The sequence below is a fragment of the Amycolatopsis sp. CA-128772 genome (genome assembly GCF_002904295.1).
GTDB lineage: Bacteria > Actinomycetota > Actinomycetes > Mycobacteriales > Pseudonocardiaceae > Amycolatopsis.
The window spans coordinates 67,784-89,079 of sequence record NZ_PPHG01000081.1 but is presented as its reverse complement, the minus strand read 5'-3'; the positions used below and the strand labels follow the sequence as shown (position 1 = coordinate 89,079).

Below are 21,296 nucleotides of genomic sequence, written 5' to 3'. Positions count from 1 at the left end.
TACCCGCCCGGGACTCCGCCGGCCCGGCACCGGTTCCTCGTCCGCAACCGGCTCATCGCCGCTTCTCTCGGGGATCTTCGGCAGTGCGTCGCGGTGCAGCGGGAGTTTTCGCAGCTCAAAGACCTTGGGCGGCAAAACTACCGAGTGCAACACGTGTTGCGCAAGGCGACCTGCCGTCTGGATCTTCAGCGCAGCGGACGAGAGGTGGAGACGGCGGCGGCGACGGTCAGCCCGCCGGGAACGTAAGACAGGGCCCCTGCCTGGTCGCGCCGGCAGGGGCCCTGTTGATCTTCAGTGTGGTGTCTAGCCTGCGAGGCGTCGAACGAAAGACCGCGTCGGCTTCCGCTCAGCCAGGAGGCTTTCGTGCCAGTCGTCGTGCTTCGCGTGGTCGACGACCCAGGCTCCGCAGATCTCGCAGGCGGCCCCGGCGGGAACGGGCCCGGCGATCTGCCGCGCCGCAGTTGCGGCGTGATTCGGCGCCGTCTTGCTGTCGATCGGGGTGATCATGCCTGCGATCGTGACCCACCGGGGCTTCCAGTCTGCCTCGATGTCGTCGTCGTCCACTTCGCAGGCCTGGAGGAACTGCTCGACGAACTTCCACGTGGGAAGCTTGGTTCCGCTCAGGTTCCGGGTGATCGACGCGGGCGACCACGGGATCGTGCGCGTGAGTTCGCGGTAGGAGGGGTCGCCCGCGAGGCGACGGACCCACCGCAGATCGGTCGCGAAGCTGATGAGCTCGTCCATGATGGACTCGTGCAAGGCGGGCTGCTTGGTAAACATGATGTCGCTCCTCGGTGAAGAGGCGGGACCGGGGGGCGCCCGGAGGGCGCCACCCCGATCACCGTTTGGTTCAGCTCAGGACCGGGTGCTGCGGGCCGTCGTCGATCGACGGACCGCCGCCCTTGTCGCCGCCGATGATCCGGCGGACGACTTCGGCGGCCAGGAGACCGGCGGTGAAACCGGCGGCCAGGGTGACCTCCAGGCCGAAGCCGAAGGACAACCCTTCCCAGATGAACGCGAGGACGAACATCAAAACCAGCGAAGCAGAAAGAAATCTGGTGAGCATGAGAACCTCCCTCCTGCTCGTTTCTCGGTGGTCCAGGTGGCGGTCGGTTCGCCAGATGGGTGAAGAAGCCCCCATGATCCTTTCGGGGGCGAGATCAAGTGCCCTGCAAGGCGGGAGATCTCAAGGGCATCATTCCAGCACGATGGGGTCGCCGTCAAATACTCCGCGTCGACCTGTAACGCCCTCGGTGCAGTCGAGACGGAACCGTGGCCGTCCGCGCGGGTGGTGTCATAGGTAATCGATTTCAGTTGCAAACGCAAATGGTTGGAGAGTAACTCACGGCTGTCTGCAAAGTTGACAGAAGAGCGACAATTGATCTTGCTTAAGCGCAAAGCTTAGAGGAACCTAAGCGCGGCCTGAGTGTGGCCTGTTGAAGCGTGTCGAAGTGAGCGATCATGCTCGAGGTAATGCATCATTTGTATGCGAAGACGTAGAGGAGACATGGCGAAGGCCCCCCGATTGCAGTCGGAGGGCCTTCTTAATCCCGATGCCGCCACCTGGACCAACAGAGAGACGAGCTCGGGAGACTATGAGGTTGAAGCGCGCAGCTTGGCGGGACTGCGGGCAGCGCGCGTGAGCGCATGCTTAACACTACTCGCGCGGAGGCTTAGATCAAGGGATCCGGCGGGCTGAGGAAGGCTCAGGAGATCCTAGGGGCAGCGGACAGGCTTCTGAACAGCGAAAATGCTGCAGGCTCGCGCCCTGACGGAGAGAGGGGCTGGGCGCGACTGGGAGCGTCGCCCGATGCCGTCGTGCATGTGGTGCGTATTGAGCCAGCCAGTGCGCCATTGGCGTGCCGGCGGGACGGTGCCGCGTCGTGAGCGTGGCGTGTCCGGATGGCCTCTAGCTGCGCAAACGCCTCCTGGTGGCCCGCCGAGCAGCATGCCTGGCGGCGTGTCCGTCGAGGCGGTTTCTGTTCGCCGAGTCGTTGGCCTGAGCGGGCGGTGCAGGTAATCTGCTGGCCTGAGTGACAGCAGGAGAGGAGAGGGGTGCACCGTGTCCAGCAGTAGGAGCGCCAGGTGGCGGCACTTGTGTGCGATTGTCAGCATGTCGAACCCTCCTCTGCCATCGATCTGGTTATCAAGTCAGTCAGCTAGGTCTCCACTTGGTGCTTCTTCCCTTGCCTGTCTGCCGGTGAGCTTTCTTTGCCTGTCTGCCCGTTGAGGTTGTCCCCTAGGTCCGGGCTCGCTCCATGACTATATGGCGGCAGGGCGAGCCGGGGACAAGTTCTCGGCAACACGGGAAACAAGATGGAACAGATTGGAACGTGATGCAACGCAGTGGAACGACTTGCGGTGGACTAACACCGCCTTGTCGGATAGCGTCTGCGTCACTTCGACGGTCGAGTTGACTGAAGTTACTCCTGCGTGTGCATAGTTTTGGCCGGGCTTCAATAGTGGCGCGATTGTCGACGCTTAGTTGGCCTTCGCGATTGGTTCTGAAGTTGGTCATTCAGGTCAATTAGAGTAGATAAGCTCGTTGCCTGAAGGCAATCGTGACGTGCGGGACGATCGCCCTCGCGGTTCGACCCGCAAGGGCGATCGTGCCTGCGATCAGCCTCGTTTGTTGAGGTTGGCGATGAGCTCCCGGTTGGCGGTCCGCGCAGCCTCGAGTTCTTGATCGCGTTCCTCGGCCTGGTCTCGCAGGGTGACGACCTGTTGCTCCAACTGCGTGATCCGATGTTGGAGCTGGTCGATGTCCGCGGGATCTCCGAGTCCGGATTCGCGCCAAGCCTGCTCCCCGAGGACCTCGGAGAGCTTGCGTTCCAGCTGTCTGACGTGGGCAGCCTGCCGAGACAGTCGTTCCTGGGCGTTGGCGAGGTCGGCCTGCAATGATGCCCGACTGACCATCGGCCCGCCGCGCCCGGCGGGCGGGTCTGTTTGGGCGGTGTGTATCAGTGCCAGCAGATCCGGATGCCGGTAAGGGAAGGTCCGGTCAACGCCGGCGGCGCGCGCGATCGCCGACACGCTGATCTCGCCGCCGCCGGTGCTGGCCGCGTTGATCGCCTTGATCACGCGTTGCCGACGGCGAGCCGAGTCCGCGCGCCGCCCCTCGATCATCGGGTTGGTCATGCTGTCCTTTCTTGGCGGACGTCGGGCAGCGGCTGGCGGATGCGCGGGATCCCGAGGCCGACGACCCGGTTGCGGGTCTTGCGGACGACGGCAACGGACTCCTCGATCTGGGCTCGTTCCTCGGCGGTGAGGTCATCGAGGTCGGCCTTGACTCGGCTGATCAGCCGACGGACCCGCTTGATCTCCTCGTCCGAGGGCATCGCTTCGGCCTTGGCCCACTCGTCCGCGTCGACGGTGGCCAGCAGCCGCTCGCGGTTGCGGAGCAGGTCGCCGAGGTAGGTCTGCATGTCAGGCAGGTAGGACACGTCGGTGCTGAAGTGACCGCAGCCGACGCAGCGGAACCGGATCGGGCAGTCGTGTCCGCCGGCGGCGACGTTGCTGGGCTCGCTGCAGGCGCCGTAGGGGACGGCGACCTCGCCGACCGCGCGGCGGGCGTGTTCGGAGTCGAGCAGGGCTTTCGCCTCACGCCAGATGCGGTTGCCGTGCCGGTCGAACTGCATGGTCGTGACCCGCTCGACGGCCTCCCGCCGGCGTTCCTCGCCGACGCGGTAATACGACTGCGTCGTTTCGAGCACCCGGTGATCCATCAACTCGCGCAGGACGTCGACGGCGACTCCGGCGTCAGCGTGCCGTTGCGCGTAGGTGTGCCGGTAGGCGTAGAGAATGATCCGCTTCTTGTCGAAGGGCAGCATCTTCGTCACCACCTTGCCGTCGATCTCGACCGCGGCCGGGACCTCGACCTCGGGGAACGCGGTGACCCACTCGCGGTGGCGGCCCGAGACCCAGCTGTCGGTGATGCACTTCGTGCCGTGGGGGTTCCTCGTCGGAGCGGGCAGAAGTTTGAGCTTGCCGGCTGGTTCGTCAGGAAAGCGGTCGCGGACGCGTTGCTGCTGCTTCTCGATGACCGCCGCGGTGGCTCCGGGGATCGGCAGCCGCCGGTCCTTCCGGTTGGCCTTGATGTTGTCGTAGATCAGGACCGGTTTCCCGTCGCCGTCGCGTTCGAGGCATTCCAGCTTGAGCTGGCAGATCTCGTCCGGGCGGCGGCCGGTGTCGATCAGCAGCTCGACCGCGATGCGGATCTCCGGGCAGCTCGCGGTTTCCAGCCGCTGCAGGTGCGAACACAGGTGCCGCATGACCTCGACGGGAAGGTCTTTGCCGGCTTCGGAGTCCTCGGGCTCGTCGGGAATGTCCTCGGCGGTGATGGTGAAGTCGTCGGGCAGGCCGTGTAGCGGGCGTCCGGGCCTGGTCAGGCTCAATGCGCGCATCTCGCCGATCATCTTGCGGAGGTTCCGGATGGCGTTGAGCCGCTGGTAGGCGCTGATGTCGTCCTCGGCCTGCAGGTGGGCCAGCCGGTTGAGGAAGTTGGTGATGTCCACCCGTGCCAGCGCGGCGGGAATCTCACCGCGGTCCTCCCGCTGCAGGCGCAGGCTGTCAGACAGCAAAGCGAGGCAGTTGATCCTGTTCTGGCAGGTGTTCGCTGCGCCTCCGCCGCGTCGGCGTGGCAGATCTTCGTGCGCCCAGGCTTTCGCGGCTTCCCGCAGCCAGGGCTGGGAGATGCCGGTGAAGCGTAGGGTGCCCCGGGCGCCGAACACGGTCGCATCCCAGACGTCCTTGTGCCGTTCGGTCTCGGGGTTCAGGCGCAGCCGTCGGCTCGCGACCACGAACGCGTTGCCCAGTGCGCGGGAACCGGGCGAGAGGTCAGCAGGATCGACCTCGTCCACCGAGCTGAGTTCCTTGCTGCGGATGTGGTCGCAGAGCGGCCGGAACTCGCTGTGCTCGGACTTCACTCCCTCCGCCGTGCGTTGCTGCAGGCCGTAGAGGACCTCGGCGACGACGCGGGGCGGCAGCCCGCGCAGGCTGACCTCGCATCCGATCGCCGCGGCCGGCTGGGTGCGGCGCCAGTGCTGCTCGTCGATCTCGGCCAGGTCCTTGCGGCGTCGGAAGGTGCGCCAGCGCAATGAGTGGGTGTGGCAGTAGTTGCCCTTGCCGACCCGGTCGCGGGTGCAGGCAACGACGTCGCACGGCCCGAACGAAGGCAGCCCGACCACGTCCGGGTGAACGACGAACTGCTCCAGCGGCAGGTCGAGCACGTAAACCCGCTGGTAGCGGTGAGTGCTGCAGAGCGCGTAACCGCGGGTCGACCAGGGGCGCTGGCACTCGGGAACTGCGCAGAGCTCGATCGTGTTGTGCCGGGTTCGGACGCGAGCGACCGCGGTGAACCGCTCGAGCGGTGGACGGCCGTGCTGCTTCCAACGGATGTTGCAGGCTGAGCAGAAGCCGTCGACCCGGCTCGACCGCTGATCACAGCCGAGCACCGCGCACTCGTTCCAGCCCAGCAGCGGATGTGCCTGCGGGAACGTCACCGTCTGCCGGTCGCTAGACCAGCTCAGCAGGTCCAGGAACTCCGTGGTGGTGGCCGCCCAGAGGCCGGCGGTGATGTCGTCCGGCTGGTCCGCGCCCGGCGCGGCAAGGGCCAGGGTCGCCGTCATCGGACGCCCTCGATCAGTGTCCGCGGGGTGGGGACGCGCTCGACTGCGGCGCGTAGCCGGTCCTTCGACGGATGTAAGTAGATCTGGGACGAGGATGGGCTGACGTGGCCTAACAGCTTCTGGATTTCGTCCAGCGCCGCGCCGGAGTCCGCGAGATTACTGGCGAACGCGTGGCGGCACTTGTGCGGCGTGATACTGCGTGTGATTCCGGCTCGAGCGCAGAGGATCTCGAACAGCTCATTGAGCGCATCCGGCGTCACCGGACTGCCCAACGGCTGCTGGAACAGGTTGACCAGCAGAAAGTCACTCTCTGCCGCGGCTGGGCAGTCCTGCCGTTCGAGCAGATACTGATCGATCGATCGCACGACCAGGAAATCCACCGGCACCCAGCGCGTGTAACGGGACTTCGCCCAGGCGCCGTTGCTGTTCTCCCGCCGCACGATATGTAGGTGAGCGCCCTGGACCTCACAGCCCAGGGACCTGCTGTCCGGGAGCAGGTGCAGGTCACTGCGCCGCAGTCCGGTGACCTCGCCCCGGCGCAGACCTGCCCTGGCCAGCAGCAGCACGATCAGCCGGTCGCGAGCCGAGCGACACGCTATAAACAGTGCGACGACCTCCTCGTCGCTGGCCCGGTCCACCGCAGTCTCCGGCTCGTGAAGCTGATGCCGGGCGCGCAGCCGGTGAGCCAGCCGGGCGTCCTCGCCCCGTGCGACCTCGGGCAGGTCCCGGTCATCGGCCAGCTCGTAGAGCACGCCGAGCACCCACTGCGGGGCCTCTCCCTGAGCGACGGCGAATGTCAGGAACCCTCGCGTCGCCACCAGCACCCTGTTGATCCGCTTCGGCCCACGCACCGGCGTCGCTCCCGGCCCACACACGACATCCTGGTCCTCGGCCGGGGTGTATTTCAGCCAGGTCATGAACAGGCCCATCTCGGTGGCCGCGGTCGTCCAGTCCCGGCCGGTGCGTAGGCACCACCGCAGGAACAACACCACGCCGCCGGCGTAGGACTTCACCGTCGACTCGGCTCGATCTCGGCCGAACCGCAGCTCGCGCAGATACCGATCGGCCGCCGGCACCACGTCCAGCTCACTGTCCAGCACCGTCCAGTACCGACCGCCCGACGGCAACTGCACCTTGAATGTTCGCACGTTGTATCTCTGCTCCTTCTTGATCAACAACAAGAAGCCACAGAGCTACACCCCCAGAGAACCATCGCAGCACCCACCCAGATACAGGCCAGTGCAACGACACACCACACCTTCTATACCCCGAGAGAACGCCGCGCTCACCGAAGGCACTCTGGTCGTCGAGGCGGGTCGGCGCAGCGGCGCCCGCAACACCGCGAACACCGCCGGTGCGCTCGGCAAGGTCGTGATGGCGCTGCCGGGGCCGGTGTCTTCCGGGATGTCCGCCGGCTGTCACGACCTGATCCGTGATGCCCGGGCGACGCTGGTCTCGAGCGTCGACGAGGTCCTCGAGACCGTCGGCCACTTCGGCGCCGTCGAAGCCACCGCGGGGCGGCCGAAACGGCGTACCGACCGGTTGGGGCCGGAGGCGCTGCGCACCTTCGAAGCACTGGCTGTGCGCGCGGACCGGTCCGACTTCGAAATAGCGGCCGAATCCGGCCTGCCGCTGCGGCGGGTGCGGGCGCTGCTGCCGGAACTGGAGATCGACGGATTCGCCGTCCGCGGGGAAGCGGGCTGGCGACGACGGAAGGAAAGCGCGTGACCACCACGGAATCCGGGCGAATTCGTCGACCGCGTTCGGCCGGTCCGGTGCGGACGCGTGGCGATCCTTGACCGGAGGCGGTTGTTCGCGCAGCGTGACAGCCATGCCGTCATCACGCTCCGGACGGGCCCGCCGCCCCGATCTGCGCGCGCTCCGGGCCGCGCTACCCGAGCCCGTGCGGGCCGTCGTCGCCGGCTACGAACGGCACCTCGGGCTGGAACGCGGCCTGTCCGCGCACACCGTGCGGGCCTACGTCGGCGATGCCGTGGCCTTGCTGGGTTTCGTCGTGGACGGCGGGGGCGGGATCGCGGACCTGGACCTCGCCCGGCTGCGGGCGTGGCTGGCCGCCCAGCAGTCCGGCGGGGCGAGCCGGACGACGCTCGCGCGGCGGGTCGCCTCGGCGCGGACGTTCACCGCCTGGGCGCACCGCACCGGCGTCCTCGCCACGGACCCGGGTGGCCGGCTCGCCGCCCCGCGGGCGCACCGCACCCTGCCCGGGGTGCTGCGTGCCGGGCAGGCGGGGGAGGTGATGCAGGCGTCGGCGGCCGGGGCGGCGCAACGCGATCCGGTCGCCCTGCGTGATCGCGCGATCGTCGAGCTGCTCTACGCCACCGGCATCCGTGTGTCCGAGTTGTGCGGGCTGGACGTCGGCGAGGCCGACTTCTCCCGTCGTGTCGTGACGGTGCTGGGGAAGGGCAGCAAGGAGCGGGTCGTCCCGTTCGGGGTCCCGGCGGCCGAGGCGCTCGGCGACTGGATCGAGGAGGGGCGGCCGAAGATCGTCGCCGAAACGGGAGGTGAGAGCGCCGAACCCGCGCTTTTCCTCGGGGTGCGGGGGAAACGCGTCGACCCACGGGCGGTGCGGCGGGTGGTGCACGATGCCGTCTCCGCGGTGCCCGGAGCTGCCGACATGGGGCCGCACGGCCTGCGGCATTCGGCCGCGACGCATCTGCTCGAAGGGGGTGCCGATCTCAGGAGCGTTCAGGAACTGCTTGGTCACGCTACGCTTGCCACGACGCAGCTCTACACTCATGTGACCGTCGACCGGTTGAAAGCGATCCATGACCGAGCGCACCCCAGGGCCTGAGGCGGTCCGGGGAGGCTCGCCGGGGTCGTCAGCAGCAGGCCCGGCGGCGCACGCGCATCCGCACGAGCACGGAGACGACACTGAGCCGCATGCCGAGAACGACGGTGCAATGACCGCAGGCCCGCACGTGACCGAAGCCGGAGTGAAGACTCACGGTGAGGCTGCCACGCCCGCGGAGACCCGGGTCGGCTACGACGTCGACGCCGGGATCGCGGCGCTGTGGCAGCAGTTCGCCGACAGCCCGGACCAGGCGTCGCGCGATCGGCTCGTGCTGCACTACGCCCCGCTGGTCAAGTACGTCGCCGGCCGGGTCGGGACCGGCCTGCCGACCCACATCGACGTGGGTGACCTGGTGCAGTCGGGCATCTTCGGCCTCGTCGACGCGATCGAGAAGTTCGACCCCGAGCGCGGCCTGCGCTTCGAGACCTACGCGATGCAGCGCATCCGCGGCGCGATTCTGGACGACCTCCGTTCGCAGGACTGGGTGCCGCGCGCGGTCCGCAGCAAGGCCAAGGAGGCCGAGCGCGCGATGGAGCGCCTCGGCGCCCGCCTGCACCGCACCCCGACCGACGCGGAGCTCGCCACCGAGCTCGGCATCGGCCTCGACGATCTGCGCGACTTCTACGGCCAGCTGCAGCTCACCAGCGTCGTCGCGCTGGAGGACCTGGTGGCCGCGGGCAAGGACAGCGGCTCGCTGGTCGACACGCTGCCCGACGACGACGCCGTCGACCCGGTCGCGGTGCTCGTCGACCAGGACAACCGCCGCCAGCTCGCCCAGGCGATCGCGCAGCTCACCGAGCGGGACAAGATCGTGGTCAGCCTCTACTACTTCGAGAGCCTGACCCTCGCCGAAATCGGCAAGGTCCTCGGCGTCACGGAGTCCCGGGTGAGCCAGCTGCACACGCGGGCGGTCATGCGGCTGCGCGCCAAGCTGGTCGAGCAGACCGGCGCCTGATCAGCCACCACCTCCCCACGGCTTGAGCCGGTATTCGCCGGCCTCGCCGGTCAGCGCGAGCGGATCGACGTACTCCTCGCCACGCCGCACACCCCAGTGCAGGCAGGCCGCCACCAGGCAGCCGGGGTGCCCGGCGAGGACGCTGCCGAGCACCTGCCCCCGGTAGACCTGCTCACCCACGGCGACCTTCGCTGCGACGGGCTCGTAGGTGGTCCGCAGCCCACCATCGTGGTCGACGGACAGCACGGGCCGCCCACCCACCATCCCGGCGAAGACGACGACCCCCACATCGGCGACCAGCACGTCCTGCCCAGGCACGGCGGCCAGGTCGACCCCGCGATGGCCGGCACCGAAGGGGGTCTCCGGGGCGTCGAAATACTTCGTGACCACCGGAACGGGTGATAAAGGCCAGGCGAGCCGCGATTGCCGCCAGACTAGGGGGCTGCCCGACCCCGGCTCGGGGACCTCGGGACCCAGCACTGGCGGAGCCAGACGGCTCGCCGGTGGCTCCGCCGCCATCCGGGAGCCCTGCGGGGTCGACCTGCCGCTCCACGGCTCCGTCGCCGACGCTCCGACCCAGAAACTCGACTGCGGTGGCGCAAGATCGCCCGCCCATGGCTCGGCAGGGGGCTTGGGGACCGCAGTGCCGGGTGGTGGCGCAGGGCCGTCTGCCCACGGCCCCGCCTGCAGCCCGGAGACCGCAGCGTCCGCCGGTGGCGGGAGGCCGTCCGTCCACGGCTCCGCAGGCGGCCCGGCGCCCGCCGGCGGTGCCGGACCGCCCAGCCACGGCTCCGCCGCTCTCGGCGACTCGAACCCACCCGTCCGGGCGCCACCTGTCCCCAGGACCTCCGACTCCGCCCGCCCATCTCCCAGCACCGCCGCCCGGCCGCTCGCAGTTCCGCTTTCAAACCCACCTCCGAAAGTTCCGAACACCGCCGTGACCAGGGCAACCACACCCCAGAACCACCCGACCACCCACCGCCGGAAACGCTTGATCGACTCCATGACTCCAGCGTGCGGGACTCCGGCGTCCCGTGGGGCGGTGATGCCGAATCTGTGGATAACCGGAGGCGATGTGGACAACTGCGCCGTCCAGTGGCCGCCGGTGGGGGACGGGGTGGTGGGAGGGGGTAGAATCTTTTCCGCGGTCCGCGTGAGCGGGCTGACTTCGCGTGCACGTGCGCGTTCCCCCGGTTTTCCAGCTCCACTGCCGGGCGAGTCGCACGGGGTCCGGCGGTCCCCGGGGTTCTCACCTCGGGGTCCGGGCGCCGGCACGGGCACCAGGGCGAGCGGCCACCCGGTCGCGAGCGACAAAACCGAGCAGCGCGCCGGTGGAAGCCGGGCGCGCACTACACAGAAGAGGTGTGATTCCGGCAATGGCCGTCGTCACCATGAAGCAGCTGCTCGACAGCGGCGTGCACTTCGGGCACCAGACCCGCCGGTGGAACCCGAAGATGAAGCGCTACATCTTCACCGAGCGCAACGGCATCTACATCATCGACCTGCAGCAGACGCTGACCTACATCGACCGTGCGTACGAGTTCATCAAGGAAACCGTCGCGCACGGCGGCACCATCATGTTCGTCGGCACCAAGAAGCAGGCTCAGGAAGCCATCGCCAACGAGGCCGCGCGCGTGGGCATGCCCTACGTCAACCAGCGCTGGCTCGGCGGCATGCTGACCAACTTCCAGACCGTGCACAAGCGCCTCCTCCGCCTCAAGGAGCTCGAGGCGCGCGAGCAGACCGGTGGCTTCGAAGGTCTCACCAAGCGCGAGATCCTGACGCTGACCCGCGAGAAGGACAAGCTCGAGAAGACCCTCGGCGGTATCCGCGACATGGCGAAGGTGCCGAGCGCGGTGTGGATCGTCGACACCAAGAAGGAGCACATCGCCGTCGGCGAGGCTCGGAAGCTGAACATCCCGGTCGTCGCGATCCTGGACACCAACTGCGACCCGGACGAGGTCGACTACCCGATCCCGGGCAACGACGACGCCATCCGGTCGGCCGCGCTGCTGACCAAGGTCGTCGCCGAGGCCGCGGCCGCCGGTCTGATGCAGCGCTCCAGCCGCAACGGTGCTTCGGCCGACACGAAGCCGGAGCCGGGCGTCGCCGCCGACGAGCCGCTGGCCGAGTGGGAGAAGGAGCTGCTCGCCGGCTCCGAGACCGTCGCCGCCGACGCGACCGCCGCCGCCGACGCGACCGAAGCCGCCGCTGCCGTCGAGGCGGCCCCGGCCGAGGCCGCTCCCGAGCAGGCGACCGCCTCCTCCTGATGCTCCACCGTCCGTGCGGCCGTGCCCCCCAAGGCCCGGCCGCACGGGCGTAGCAACCCACAGATTTCCTGCAAAGGACGGATTTACCAGAATGGCGAACTACACCGCCGCTGACGTGAAGCGCCTGCGCGAGATGACCGGCGCCGGCATGATGGACTGCAAGAAGGCCCTCGAGGAGAACGGCGGCGACTTCGACAAGGCCGTCGAGTTCCTCCGCATCAAGGGCGCCAAGGACGTCGGCAAGCGCGCCGAGCGCGCCACCGCCGAGGGCCTGGTCACCGGCGACGGCGGCGTCCTCATCGAGCTCGACTCCGAGACCGACTTCGTCGCGAAGAACGCCGACTTCCAGGCGCTCGCCGCGAAGATCGTCGAGGTCGCGAAGACCGTCAAGACCTCCGACGTCGAGGCGCTCAAGGGTGCCGAGCTCGACGGCAAGACCGTCAACGAGGTCGTCCAGGAGCTGTCGGCCCGCATCGGCGAGAAGCTCGAGCTGCGCCGCGTCGTGGCCTTCGAGGGCCAGACCGCGACTTACCTGCACCGCCGCGGCTCCGACCTGCCGCCGGCCGTCGGCGTGCTCGTCGAGTTCACCGGTGACGACGCCGAGGCCGCCCGTGGTGCCGCCATGCAGGTCGCCGCGCTGCGCGCGAAGTACCTGACCCGCGACGAGGTGCCGGCCGAGATCGTCGAGAACGAGCGCCGCATCGCCGAGCAGACCGCCCGCGAAGAAGGCAAGCCGGAGCAGGCCATGCCGAAGATCATCGAGGGCAAGGTCAACGCCTACTACAAGGACAACGTCCTGCTCGAGCAGCCGTCGGTCAAGGACAACAAGAAGACCGTCAAGGCCCTGCTCGACGAGGCCGGCGTGACGCTGACCAAGTTCACGCGCTTCGAGGTCGGCCAGGCCTGACTTCAGGCCAGGGCGTAGGTTCTACCCCCACAGTGCCCCGTCTCCGTCCATCGGGGACGGGGCACTGTCGGGTCCAGAAGAGTTCACAGCGGTCGAGGGGCGTAGGAGGCGACATAGATGGGTGACCGGGTCGAAGGTGGCTACCGGCGGGTGCTGCTGAAACTGGGCGGCGAAATGTTCGGCGGTGGTTCGATCGGCGTCGATCCGGATGTCGTCCACTCGGTCGCGCAGCAGATCGCCGACGTCGCCCGCACCGGCGTCCAGGTCGCCGTCGTGATCGGCGGCGGCAACTACTTCCGCGGCGCGGAGCTTTCGCAGCGCGGCATGGACCGCGACCGCGCCGACTACATGGCGATGCTGGGCACCGTGATGAACTGCCTGGCGCTGCAGGACTTCCTGGAGAAGGAGGGTTTGCCCACCCGCGTGCAGACCGCCATCACGATGGGCCAGGTCGCCGAGCCCTACATCCCGCGCCGCGCCGAGCGGCACCTGGAGAAGGGCCGCGTCGTGATCTTCGGCGCCGGGGTCGGCATGCCGTACTTCTCCACCGACACCGCGGCCGCGCAGCGGGCGCTCGAACTGGGCTGCGAAGCCGTGCTGATGGCCAAGGCCGTCGACGGCGTCTACACCGCGGACCCCAAGGCCGACCCCACCGCCGAGATGTTCCGCGAGATCACCCACCGCGAGGTGCTGGAGCGGGACCTCAAGGTCGCCGACGCGACGGCGTTCAGCCTCTGCATGGACAACAACATGCCGATCATCGTGTTCAACCTGCTCACCGAGGGGAACATCGCCCGCGCGGTGAGTGGTGAAAGAATCGGCACGTTGGTCAGCACCCCCGCCGACGGGGTGCCGGCCTAGACCTGCTGGGATCAGCAAGCGCCACCCATCACAACTACGGGAGTGACCGTGATCGACGAGACCCTCCTCGATGCCGAGGAGAAGATGGAAAAAGCGGTGTCCGTCGCCAGGGACGAGCTGCAGGCGGTTCGCACCGGCCGGGCTTCGTCGGCGATGTTCTCGCGGATCGTCGTCGAGTACTACGGCTCGCCGACCCCGCTGAACCAGCTGGCCAGCGTGAACGTGCCGGAAGCCCGGATGGCGCTCATCAAGCCGTACGACCAGTCGCAGCTCGGCGCGATCGAGAAGGCGATCCGGGAGTCGGACCTCGGGGTGAACCCGAGCAACGACGGCCAGGTCATCCGCATCGTCATCCCGCAGCTCACCGAAGAGCGGCGCAAGGAGATGGTGAAGGTCGCCAAGGGCAAGGGCGAGGATGCCCGCGTCTCGATCCGCAGCATCCGCCGCAAGTCCAAGGACGAGCTCGACCGCATCGCCAAGGACGGCGAAGCCGGTGAGGACGACGTCGCGCGCGCGGAGAAGGAACTGCAGAACCTGACCGACACCTACGTGCACAAGGTCGACGAGCTGGTCAAGCACAAGGAAGCCGAGCTGCTCGAGGTCTGATGGCACAGGTGAGCGAGGAACGCGAGGACCGGGTGGACGCCACCGGAGAACAACCGGCGGCCGCTCCCGGAACGCCGGGGCCGGCGCAGGCCGGCACCCCGGCCACGCCGGCGAACCCGGAAACCGGGGCACCGGCGGCTTCGGGACCTGGCGAGGCGGGCCGGGCGCCGAACGGCCTTGCGGCCTCGGTCACCGGTTCGGCGGCGGAGACGCCCACAGCCCCAGGCTCTGGTTCGGCGGCGGAGACGCCCACGGCCCCGGGCACCAGCTCGGCCGCGGAAACCTCCGCGGTCTCGGGCGCGGGCGACGCGGGTCAGGCGTCGCGTGAGTCCGCGGCTTCGGGCGCCGGGGAAGCGAGCCGGTTGTCGGCTGCCGGAACCGCCGCTGCGGATACGGCGGCTGCGGACCCCGCGGCCGCGAATACCCCGGTGCCGGAAGCCAAAAAGGCGTCCAAGGCGGGGCGGAACCTGCCCGCGGCCATCGGGGTTGCGCTGCTGCTCGGTGCCGCCATCATCGTTTCGCTGCTCACCGTGCGGTATCTCTTCATCGGGATCATCGCGATCGCCATCGCCGTCGGCACCTTCGAGTTCGCCGGCGTGCTGCGGCGGGTGGCCGACGTGCGGGTGGCGGTGATTCCGGTGCTCGTCGGCGGGCAGGCGATGATCTGGCTCGCCTGGCCGTTCGGGCGGGAAGGTGCGCTGACCGCTTTCGTCCTCACCGTGCTCGCCTGCCTGCTCTGGCGGCTGCCCGGCGGGGCCAAGGGCTACCTGCGCGACATCAGCGCGTCCGTCTTCGCCGCCGCCTACCTGCCGCTCTTCGGTGCCTTCGCGGCGATGCTCGTGCCGCCGGCCGACGGCGTCGGGCGCGTTCTCACCTTCCTCATCGGCGTCGTCGCCTCGGACACCGGTGGCTACATCGCCGGTGTGCTCGGCGGCAAGCACCCGATGGCGCCCAGCATCAGCCCGAAGAAGACCTGGGAAGGCTTCGGGGGTTCGCTGGTCGGCGGTGTCGTCGCCGGGGCGCTGACGCTCAGCCTGCTGCTCGACGGCCACGTCTGGCAGGGCGTGATCTTCGGGGTCGCGATCGTGCTGACCGCGACCCTCGGCGACCTCGTCGAGTCGCTGATCAAGCGCGACCTCGGCGTCAAGGACATGGGGACGCTGCTGCCCGGGCACGGCGGGATCATGGACCGGCTCGACTCGCTGCTGCCGTCGGCCGTCGTGTCCTGGCTGCTGCTTTCGGCGTTCGTGCCGATCTAGTCGTCGTAGGGATCGTCGACCTCGGCGCGGCCCCAGCCTTCGGTGACGCGCGAGTGGTCGATCACCGCGAAGACCGCGCCTTCGGGGTCGGCCAGGATCGACATGCGGCCGAACGGGGTGTCGTAGGGCTGGATCACCACCGTGCCGCCGTGCATGAGGGCCTCGCCCGCGACCGCGTCGACCCCGCGGGCCGGGTCGATGTCGAAGTAGACGAGCCAGTGCGGCGGGGTGTCCAGGCTGTACTCCGAGCCCATCACGTACCGGTACAGCACCGGCTCGTGCTCGATGAGCCATTCGACGTAGTCGAGCATCTCGCCGTCGCCGATCTGATGGCTGCCGTAGGTGAACAGCTTGGTGTAGAAGTGATCCGCCGCGACGCCGTCGTGGGTGTTGAGGTCCGCGCCGCTGAAGGTGTTCGGGATGCCGGTGACGAACTCCCAGTTCGGCGGCACCTCCCAGAACACCACCGGCGCGCCGCACGCGTCGATGGCGTGCAGGATCGTGCCGCGGTCCGGGATCGCCGCCGGTCCGAGGGTGATCCGCCCGCCGAGGTGCTCCACCCATTCGGCCGCGCTCGCGGTGTGCGGCACGGAGATGTGCGGCACCCACCCCAGCGGCGCGTTCTGGGCGGCGCGGTAGAGCCCGCCGACCGGGACGGTGTTCAGCGACGCGATGGCGTACCGGCCGTCGGAGGTCGCCGGGTCCCGCAGAGTGGTGTACTCCCAGCCGAAGAGGGCACCGTAGAATCTTTCCGCCACGGCCTGCTCGCGGCAGGCCAGCTCGATCCAGCACGGAATTCCGGCCGGGACCGGGGACGGGGTACTGGACGGGCCGAATGCCATGTGGTGCTCCTCCCGAGACCCACCGAATTCTAAGCGCGATCCGTGAGGTTTCGGCCAAGTTTTCGCCGCCGGACGATGACTCCGGCCAACAGGCCCCGGAAGGAGCAGCGGGTGCGGTGGTCGCCGCGGCGCTCGGAAGTCGTGCCGAGCCCGAACATCTGGTACTACCAGGCCGCTTACGAGCTCGAGAACCACGCGCAGGACAGCGGCGGCGAGATCTGGCGGGTGCTGCGCGAGGAGCACGACTGGACCGGCCGGGACGTGCTGGACGTCGGCTGCGGTGACGGGTTCCACCTGCCGCGCTTCGCCCGCGACGCCCGGTCGGTGCTCGGGATCGAGCCGCACGAGCCGCTGGTGCGAAGCGCGCTGAAGCGCGTGGACGGCCTGTCGAACGTGGACGTCCGGCTGGGCCGGGCCCAGCGGCTGCCGGTCCGCAGTGCGAGCGTCGACGTCGTGCACGCGCGCACGGCGTACTTCTTCGGGCCCGGGTGCGAGCCGGGGCTGGCGGAGGCCGAGCGGGTGCTGCGGCCGGGCGGCGCGCTCCTGATCGTCGACCTCGACGTGGCCAGCGAGCCCTACGGCCGCTGGATGCGCGCCGACCTACCGCACTACGACCCGGGCGCCGTGGAACGGTTCTTCGCCCGGGCCGGGTTCGGCTGCCGCCGCGTCGCGACGGAATGGCGGTTCGCCACCGCCGCGGACCTCGAAGCGGTGCTGAAGATCGAGTTCAGCAAGCCGGTCGCCGAACAGGCGATCGCGGAGTCCTTGCAGCGTAACGGGAATCGCCGCCAGGACCTGACGCTGCCGGTGGGCTACCGCGTCCACACGCGGGTCAAGCCCACCGGCCTCGTCCTGCCTGGTCACTCCGCCGTCTCCGGCGAAGCGGACTCGTCCTCGTCTTCACCGAGGATGCCGTAGAGCGAGCGCCGGGCCTCGTTGAGGACCTCGGCCGCGCGGGCCTGCTGGCTCTCGGTGCCCGCGCGCATGATCTGCACGACGGCGGCGGCCAGGTTCTTGCCCGCCTTCGCGAGCCCGACCTCGACCGGGTCGACGTCCTGCGCGATCTGCTCCCACGGCGGGGTGCTGTCCTGCTGTTCCGCGGCGGCGCGGCCGGCGTCGGTCAGCTCGAACAGCTTCTTGCCGTGCTCGTCCTTGCTGATGACCAGGCCTTCGTCGGCCAGCAGCTGCAGCGTCGGGTAGACCGAGCCGGGGCTCGGCCGCCAGAAGCCGCCGGAGCGCTCGCCGATCTCGCGGATGATCTCGTAGCCGTGCCGGGGCTGCTCGGCGAGCAGCGCCAGGATCGCGGCGCGGACGTCACCGCGGCGGCTACGCCGTCCGCCGTGACCCCGCCGGCCCGGTCCGTGGCCACGGCCGCGTCCACCGCCAGGGCCGAAGCCCGGGGGGAACTCGCCGAAACCACCGAAGGGTCCGAAAGGTGCGCGCCCACGTTCGTGGGCGAAGGGGTGTCGTTGCCTACGCATGTCGTGTTCCTTTCTCGAACTGTTGCGACACGTTCACGATATATCGGAAACAGTCGGATCGCAACGGGTCTTCGGTGATGCCGGTCACCTGGGAAGATCAGTGCGTGCCGGAAACCATCGACGAGATCGACGCGCGCCTGATCCAGGCGCTGGGGGAGGACCCCCGGTCCACGGCGGTCGCGCTGGCCGAGCGGCTGGGCCTGTCCCGCAACACGGTGCAGGCCCGGCTCGTGCGGCTGGAGCAGCGCGGTGTCCTGAGGTCGTTCGAACGCCGCATCGACCCGGCGCGCCTGGGCTACCCGCTGCGGGCGTTCGTCAACGCGCAGGTCGACCAGCGGCGCCTGGCCGAGATCGGCGCGGCCCTCGCCGGGATCGCCGAGGTCACCGAGGTGTGCGGGCTGACCGGGGCGAGCGACCTGATGGTGCAGGTGGTGGCCGTCGACGCCGACGACCTGTACCGGATCGCCGGGCGCGTGCTCGCCTCGCCCGGCGTCGAGCGGACGAACATCTCTCTCGTCATGCGCGAGCTCGTCCCGTACCGCCTGACGCCCCTGCTCGAGCGCGTGCATTCTGCGCACCTGGAGACCTGAGCTCTCCGGATCCGCTGCGCATTCTGCGCAGTACCGGCGACGCCGGTTGTGCGTTGCGTCCACCGATGGTGTTCTGGTGGGCACTTCCTGCACGAAAGGTGTCGACGATGACCCAGCCCTCCGCGACGGCTCAGGCGACGGGCACCCTCGCCTCCATCGAGCAGCGGGTGCTGTGGCTCGCCACCGCGATCGTGCACCAGGCGAACCGGGTCCGGCCGAACCCGTCCGGGCTCAAGGTCGGCGGCCACCAGGCGTCGTGCGCTTCGCTGGTCTCGATCATGACGTCGCTGTGGTTCCGGCACCTGCGGCCCGAGGACCGCGTCTCGGTGAAGCCGCACGCGTCGCCGGTGCTCCACGCGATCAACTACCTGCTCGGCGAGCTGGACGAGGCCTACCTGCCGACGCTGCGCGAGTTCGGCGGCCTGCAGAGCTACCCGAGCCGCGCCAAGGACCCCGACCCCGTCGACTACTCGACCGGCTCGGTCGGCATCGGCGCGACCGCCCCGATCTGGGGCGCGCTGGCCCGCCGCTACCTGACGACGCGCGGCTCGGCCGCGGGCAGCGGACGGCAGTACTCCCTGGTCGGCGACGCCGAGCTGGACGAAGGCGCGATCTGGGAGGCCATCCTCGACCCGGCCGTCGCCGAGCTGGGCGAGATCGTCTGGATCGTCGACCTCAACCGCCAGTCGCTCGACCGGGTCGTCCCGAACATCGCCGCCGGACGGCTGCAGGGCATGTTCGACGCCGCCGGCTGGCAGGTCCTGACGCTGAAGTACGGGCGCCTGCTGGAGGAGCTGTTCACCCGGCCCGGCGGCGCCGAGCTGCGTGCCCGCATCGACGGCATGCCGAACCCCGAGTACCAGCGGCTGCTGCGCTGCGACGCCGCCCAGGTGCGCGACCGGCTGCCCGCGGGCAACGCGGCGCTCGCGTCGTTGGTGGCTTCGCTGGACGACGAGACGCTGCTGGCCGCCATCCGCAACCTCGGCGGCCACGACCTCGGCTCGCTCGACGAGGTCTTCGCGTCCATTTCGGACAGCCGGCCGACGGTGATCTTCTGCTACACGGTCAAGGGCCGCGGCCTGCCGACCCAGGGGCACCCGCAGAACCACTCGTCGCTGCTGACCGTGGCGCAGATGGAAGAGCTGGCTGTTTCATCGGGCACGAACCTCGCTTCGCCGTGGGAAGGCTTCGCGGCCGGCTCGCCTGAAGCCGCGTTGTGCACCGAAGTTGCTTCGCGCCTTCACCGTCCCGACGTTCCTTCGGCGCCTTCGCTCGACCTGCCGGTCGACATCGGACGTACGCCGTCCGGGACCGCTACGACGCAAGCGGCGCTGGGACGCGTCCTGCTCGACCTGACGCGCGAAGCGCCCGAAGTGGCGAAGCGCGTGGTGACGGTCAGCCCCGACGTCAGCTCGACGACCAACCTCGGCGGCTGGGTCAACAAGGTCGGCGTCTGGTCGGCGACCGAGCGCCACGACTGGTTCGAGGACGACCCCGAGACGATCATGCACTGGCGGGAGAAGCCGACCGGCCAGCACGTCGAACTGGGCATCGCCGAGACGAACCTGGTCGGGCTGCTGGGCGAGCTCGGCGCGACCTGGAGCCGGTGGGGCGAGCCGCTGCTGCCCATCGGCGTGATGTACGACCCGTTCGTCGAGCGCGCGCTGGAGCCGTGGTCGTTCGGCATCTACGCGGGCGGGCAGTCGATCCTGATCGGCACGCCGTCCGGCGTCACGCTCGCCCCGGAAGGCGGTGCGCACCAGTCGATCACCACGCCGTCGATCGGCATCGAGCAGCCCGGCTGCGTCAGCTACGAACCGGCGTTCGCGCTCGACACCGAGTGGACGCTGCTGGCCGCGCTCGGCCGGCTCGGCAAGCCGGGCGGGACGTCGTCGTACTTCCGGCTCTCGACGCGTCCGGTCGACCAGACCCTCGCCGCCGTGCCCACCGACCCGGCCGCGCGGGAACGCCGTCGCCGCCAGGTCGTGGCGGGCGCGTACCTGCTGCGGCGCGCGGCGGCTCCGGCGGTGACGCTGGCGGCGATGGGTGCGCTGGTGCCGGACACCCTGGCGGCGGCCGAGCGGCTGGCCCAGGTGGGCGTCGAGGCCGACGTCGTGTGCGTGACCAGCCCGGGCCTGCTGTTCGAGGCCCTGCAGGCGCGGTCCGGCCGGGGTCACGGCGAGCCGTGGATCCTGGACCAGGTCTTCCCGGCCTCGCGGGCGAAGCCGCTGGTCACGGTGCTCGACGGGCACCCGCACACGCTGGCGTTCCTGGCCGGGGTCAACCGGGTGCCGTCGGTCGCGCTGGGCGTCACGGGCTTCGGCCAGTCGGGCTCGCTGGAGGACGTCTACCGCCACCACGGCATCGACGCGGACGCGATCATCCGGGCCGCGCTCGACGTCGTCAGCTGAAGGTGGCGCCGGCGAGCAGGGTGTCCATCTTGGCGTCCCAGCCGGGGAAGGACCCGTACTGGACGATCAGGATCCGGCTCGTCGGCAGCCACCACGACCGGACCTGGTTGTTCTGGGCCGAGTTCTCGCAGGTGACCTTCCAGCGGCCGTACTCGGCCGTCTTGGGGCCGATCCGCGCGAAGCCGGAGTCGAGGAGGGTGCTGCCGGTGGCCCCGGCGGCCTTCCCCGGCGGTGACGCGGGGGTGATGCAGGTCGGCAGGTCCGTGCCGGGGTACCAGCCGAAGGGCCGCTTCGTGCTCGGGAGGTTGATCGGCGCGGCCGGGTCCACCTTGCGCAGGTCCAGGACGCGCGCTTCGCAGGTCACGGTGCCTTCGGCGATGCAGCCGTCCAGCAGGCCGTCCGGGCTGTGCTCGGTGTAGGTCGCGTTCGGGGGCAGCGGCAGGCGCAGGGACCCCACGGTCGCCTGCGGCCCGTTCGCCGGGCTCGGCGCGGCGGGTCCCTCGGCCGTGGTGCTGCAGGCGGCGACGCCCAAGGTGACCGCGACAGCCAGGACAAGGTGCCGGAAGGACACGAGCTCACCTCTTTCGTCGGACGCCGGACCCCCGTCCGGTGGACGCCGTCGATCATCCCTGTGGGTGATGCGGCGGCAGCGACCGGGGGCTGGTGACCTGGGGT

At 69.5% G+C, this 21,296-nt stretch carries 21 protein-coding genes; 12 read left to right on the top strand and 9 right to left on the bottom strand.

The window, feature by feature from the left end; translation table 11 throughout:
* A partial coding sequence (locus C2L59_RS49455) for a DNA-protecting protein DprA (protein WP_233223836.1) occupies nucleotides 1–246 on the top strand: 246 nt, incomplete at its 5' end.
* A 57-nt stretch (nucleotides 247–303) separates the two neighbouring features.
* Here C2L59_RS49455 and C2L59_RS34455 read toward each other — a convergent pair.
* The 5 genes from C2L59_RS34455 to C2L59_RS34435 form a co-directional block, all read right to left on the bottom strand.
* Nucleotides 304–780 (bottom strand): helix-turn-helix domain-containing protein, encoded by a 477-nt coding sequence (locus C2L59_RS34455; RefSeq protein WP_103349654.1) that lies wholly within the window; start codon nucleotides 778–780, stop codon nucleotides 304–306.
* Between the two features lie 70 nt (nucleotides 781–850).
* Nucleotides 851–1,066 carry a hypothetical protein gene (locus C2L59_RS34450; RefSeq protein ID WP_146060324.1) on the bottom strand — a complete coding sequence of 72 codons (216 nt, stop codon included), beginning with the start codon at nucleotides 1,064–1,066 and terminating at the stop codon, nucleotides 851–853.
* 1,553 nt (nucleotides 1,067–2,619) lie between these two features.
* A complete protein-coding gene (locus C2L59_RS34445) occupies nucleotides 2,620–3,138 on the bottom strand; it encodes a DUF6262 family protein (protein WP_103349652.1) in 519 nt (172 codons plus the stop codon).
* Nucleotides 3,135–5,627: a site-specific integrase gene (locus C2L59_RS48305; protein ID WP_199199038.1), complete on the bottom strand. Its 2,493-nt coding sequence runs from the start codon at nucleotides 5,625–5,627 to the stop codon at nucleotides 3,135–3,137. Before C2L59_RS48305 ends, C2L59_RS34445 begins: the two co-directional genes overlap by 4 nt.
* Nucleotides 5,624–6,802, bottom strand: a complete 1,179-nt coding sequence (locus C2L59_RS34435) for a site-specific integrase (protein ID WP_233223440.1) — start codon at nucleotides 6,800–6,802, stop codon at nucleotides 5,624–5,626. Before C2L59_RS34435 ends, C2L59_RS48305 begins: the two co-directional genes overlap by 4 nt.
* 64 nt (nucleotides 6,803–6,866) lie before the next feature.
* Here C2L59_RS34435 and C2L59_RS34430 point away from each other — a divergent pair, with 64 nt between their 5' ends.
* From C2L59_RS34430 to C2L59_RS34420, 3 genes are all read left to right on the top strand, one after another.
* Nucleotides 6,867–7,355, top strand: coding sequence for a DNA-processing protein DprA (locus C2L59_RS34430; RefSeq protein ID WP_370444806.1), 489 nt, complete (start codon nucleotides 6,867–6,869; stop codon nucleotides 7,353–7,355).
* 103 nt (nucleotides 7,356–7,458) lie between these two features.
* Nucleotides 7,459–8,439 carry a tyrosine recombinase XerC gene (locus C2L59_RS34425; protein WP_103353723.1) on the top strand — a complete coding sequence of 327 codons (981 nt, stop codon included), beginning with the start codon at nucleotides 7,459–7,461 and terminating at the stop codon, nucleotides 8,437–8,439.
* Nucleotides 8,440–8,548: 109 nt separating this feature from the next.
* The gene (locus C2L59_RS34420; protein WP_103353722.1) at nucleotides 8,549–9,394 is read left to right on the top strand and encodes a FliA/WhiG family RNA polymerase sigma factor; all 846 of its coding nucleotides are present in this window, start codon (nucleotides 8,549–8,551) and stop codon (nucleotides 9,392–9,394) included.
* Here the strand turns inward: C2L59_RS34420 and C2L59_RS34415 are convergent, their stop codons facing one another.
* Nucleotides 9,395–9,784 (bottom strand): peptidoglycan DD-metalloendopeptidase family protein, encoded by a 390-nt coding sequence (locus C2L59_RS34415; RefSeq protein ID WP_103353721.1) that lies wholly within the window; start codon nucleotides 9,782–9,784, stop codon nucleotides 9,395–9,397.
* 986 nt (nucleotides 9,785–10,770) lie between these two features.
* On the opposite strand from C2L59_RS34415, the gene rpsB reads away from it, so the two are divergent.
* The 5 genes from rpsB to C2L59_RS34390 all read left to right on the top strand — a co-directional run bounded on the left by rpsB (nucleotide 10,771) and on the right by C2L59_RS34390 (nucleotide 15,297).
* A complete protein-coding gene (gene rpsB / locus C2L59_RS34410; protein WP_103353720.1) occupies nucleotides 10,771–11,664 on the top strand; it encodes a 30S ribosomal protein S2 in 894 nt (297 codons plus the stop codon).
* A 91-nt stretch (nucleotides 11,665–11,755) separates the two neighbouring features.
* The gene (gene tsf, locus C2L59_RS34405; RefSeq protein WP_103353719.1) at nucleotides 11,756–12,571 is read left to right on the top strand and encodes a translation elongation factor Ts; all 816 of its coding nucleotides are present in this window, start codon (nucleotides 11,756–11,758) and stop codon (nucleotides 12,569–12,571) included.
* Between the two features lie 117 nt (nucleotides 12,572–12,688).
* Nucleotides 12,689–13,432 carry a UMP kinase gene (gene pyrH / locus C2L59_RS34400; protein ID WP_003065595.1) on the top strand — a complete coding sequence of 248 codons (744 nt, stop codon included), beginning with the start codon at nucleotides 12,689–12,691 and terminating at the stop codon, nucleotides 13,430–13,432.
* A gap of 48 nt (nucleotides 13,433–13,480) precedes the next feature.
* Nucleotides 13,481–14,038: a ribosome recycling factor gene (gene frr, locus C2L59_RS34395; protein ID WP_103353729.1), complete on the top strand. Its 558-nt coding sequence runs from the start codon at nucleotides 13,481–13,483 to the stop codon at nucleotides 14,036–14,038.
* Nucleotides 14,039–14,466: 428 nt separating this feature from the next.
* Nucleotides 14,467–15,297 carry a phosphatidate cytidylyltransferase gene (locus C2L59_RS34390; RefSeq protein ID WP_233223834.1) on the top strand — a complete coding sequence of 277 codons (831 nt, stop codon included), beginning with the start codon at nucleotides 14,467–14,469 and terminating at the stop codon, nucleotides 15,295–15,297.
* Here the strand turns inward: C2L59_RS34390 and C2L59_RS34385 are convergent.
* Nucleotides 15,294–16,139 (bottom strand): VOC family protein, encoded by an 846-nt coding sequence (locus tag C2L59_RS34385; protein WP_103353717.1) that lies wholly within the window; start codon nucleotides 16,137–16,139, stop codon nucleotides 15,294–15,296. The two genes, C2L59_RS34390 and C2L59_RS34385, sit on opposite strands and share 4 nt — an antisense overlap.
* A 111-nt stretch (nucleotides 16,140–16,250) precedes the next feature.
* Between C2L59_RS34385 and C2L59_RS34380 the strand changes: the two genes are divergently transcribed.
* A complete protein-coding gene (locus C2L59_RS34380; protein ID WP_103353716.1) occupies nucleotides 16,251–17,057 on the top strand; it encodes a class I SAM-dependent methyltransferase in 807 nt (268 codons plus the stop codon).
* On the opposite strand, the gene C2L59_RS34375 is transcribed toward C2L59_RS34380, so the two are convergent.
* Complete coding sequence (locus C2L59_RS34375) at nucleotides 17,000–17,620, bottom strand: PadR family transcriptional regulator (RefSeq protein WP_103353715.1); 621 nt, start codon at nucleotides 17,618–17,620, stop codon at nucleotides 17,000–17,002. The genes C2L59_RS34380 and C2L59_RS34375 overlap by 58 nt on opposite strands.
* A gap of 77 nt (nucleotides 17,621–17,697) precedes the next feature.
* Here C2L59_RS34375 and C2L59_RS34370 point away from each other — a divergent pair, with 77 nt between their 5' ends.
* Nucleotides 17,698–18,210: an Lrp/AsnC family transcriptional regulator gene (locus C2L59_RS34370; protein ID WP_103353714.1), complete on the top strand. Its 513-nt coding sequence runs from the start codon at nucleotides 17,698–17,700 to the stop codon at nucleotides 18,208–18,210.
* 107 nt (nucleotides 18,211–18,317) lie between these two features.
* Entirely contained in the window at nucleotides 18,318–20,621 is a 2,304-nt protein-coding gene (locus tag C2L59_RS34365) for a pyruvate dehydrogenase (protein ID WP_103353713.1), read from the top strand.
* Here C2L59_RS34365 and C2L59_RS34360 read toward each other — a convergent pair.
* Entirely contained in the window at nucleotides 20,614–21,192 is a 579-nt protein-coding gene (locus C2L59_RS34360) for a hypothetical protein (RefSeq protein ID WP_103353712.1), read from the bottom strand. The two genes, C2L59_RS34365 and C2L59_RS34360, sit on opposite strands and share 8 nt — an antisense overlap.
* Between the last annotated feature and the right edge of the window lie 104 nt (nucleotides 21,193–21,296).

Coding starts and splice junctions, on each gene's coding strand:
- C2L59_RS34375 (WP_103353715.1), bottom strand. CDS start 17,620: ATGCGTAGGCAACGACACCCCTTCGCCCACGAACGTGGGCGCGCACCT.
- rpsB (WP_103353720.1), top strand. CDS start 10,771: ATGGCCGTCGTCACCATGAAGCAGCTGCTCGACAGCGGCGTGCACTTC.
- pyrH (WP_003065595.1), top strand. CDS start 12,689: ATGGGTGACCGGGTCGAAGGTGGCTACCGGCGGGTGCTGCTGAAACTG.
- C2L59_RS34450 (WP_146060324.1), bottom strand. CDS start 1,066: ATGCTCACCAGATTTCTTTCTGCTTCGCTGGTTTTGATGTTCGTCCTC.
- C2L59_RS34445 (WP_103349652.1), bottom strand. CDS start 3,138: ATGACCAACCCGATGATCGAGGGGCGGCGCGCGGACTCGGCTCGCCGT.
- C2L59_RS34385 (WP_103353717.1), bottom strand. CDS start 16,139: ATGGCATTCGGCCCGTCCAGTACCCCGTCCCCGGTCCCGGCCGGAATT.
- C2L59_RS34420 (WP_103353722.1), top strand. CDS start 8,549: ATGACCGCAGGCCCGCACGTGACCGAAGCCGGAGTGAAGACTCACGGT.
- C2L59_RS34455 (WP_103349654.1), bottom strand. CDS start 780: ATGTTTACCAAGCAGCCCGCCTTGCACGAGTCCATCATGGACGAGCTC.
- tsf (WP_103353719.1), top strand. CDS start 11,756: ATGGCGAACTACACCGCCGCTGACGTGAAGCGCCTGCGCGAGATGACC.
- C2L59_RS34370 (WP_103353714.1), top strand. CDS start 17,698: ATGCCGGTCACCTGGGAAGATCAGTGCGTGCCGGAAACCATCGACGAG.
- C2L59_RS48305 (WP_199199038.1), bottom strand. CDS start 5,627: ATGACGGCGACCCTGGCCCTTGCCGCGCCGGGCGCGGACCAGCCGGAC.
- C2L59_RS34365 (WP_103353713.1), top strand. CDS start 18,318: ATGACCCAGCCCTCCGCGACGGCTCAGGCGACGGGCACCCTCGCCTCC.
- C2L59_RS34425 (WP_103353723.1), top strand. CDS start 7,459: ATGCCGTCATCACGCTCCGGACGGGCCCGCCGCCCCGATCTGCGCGCG.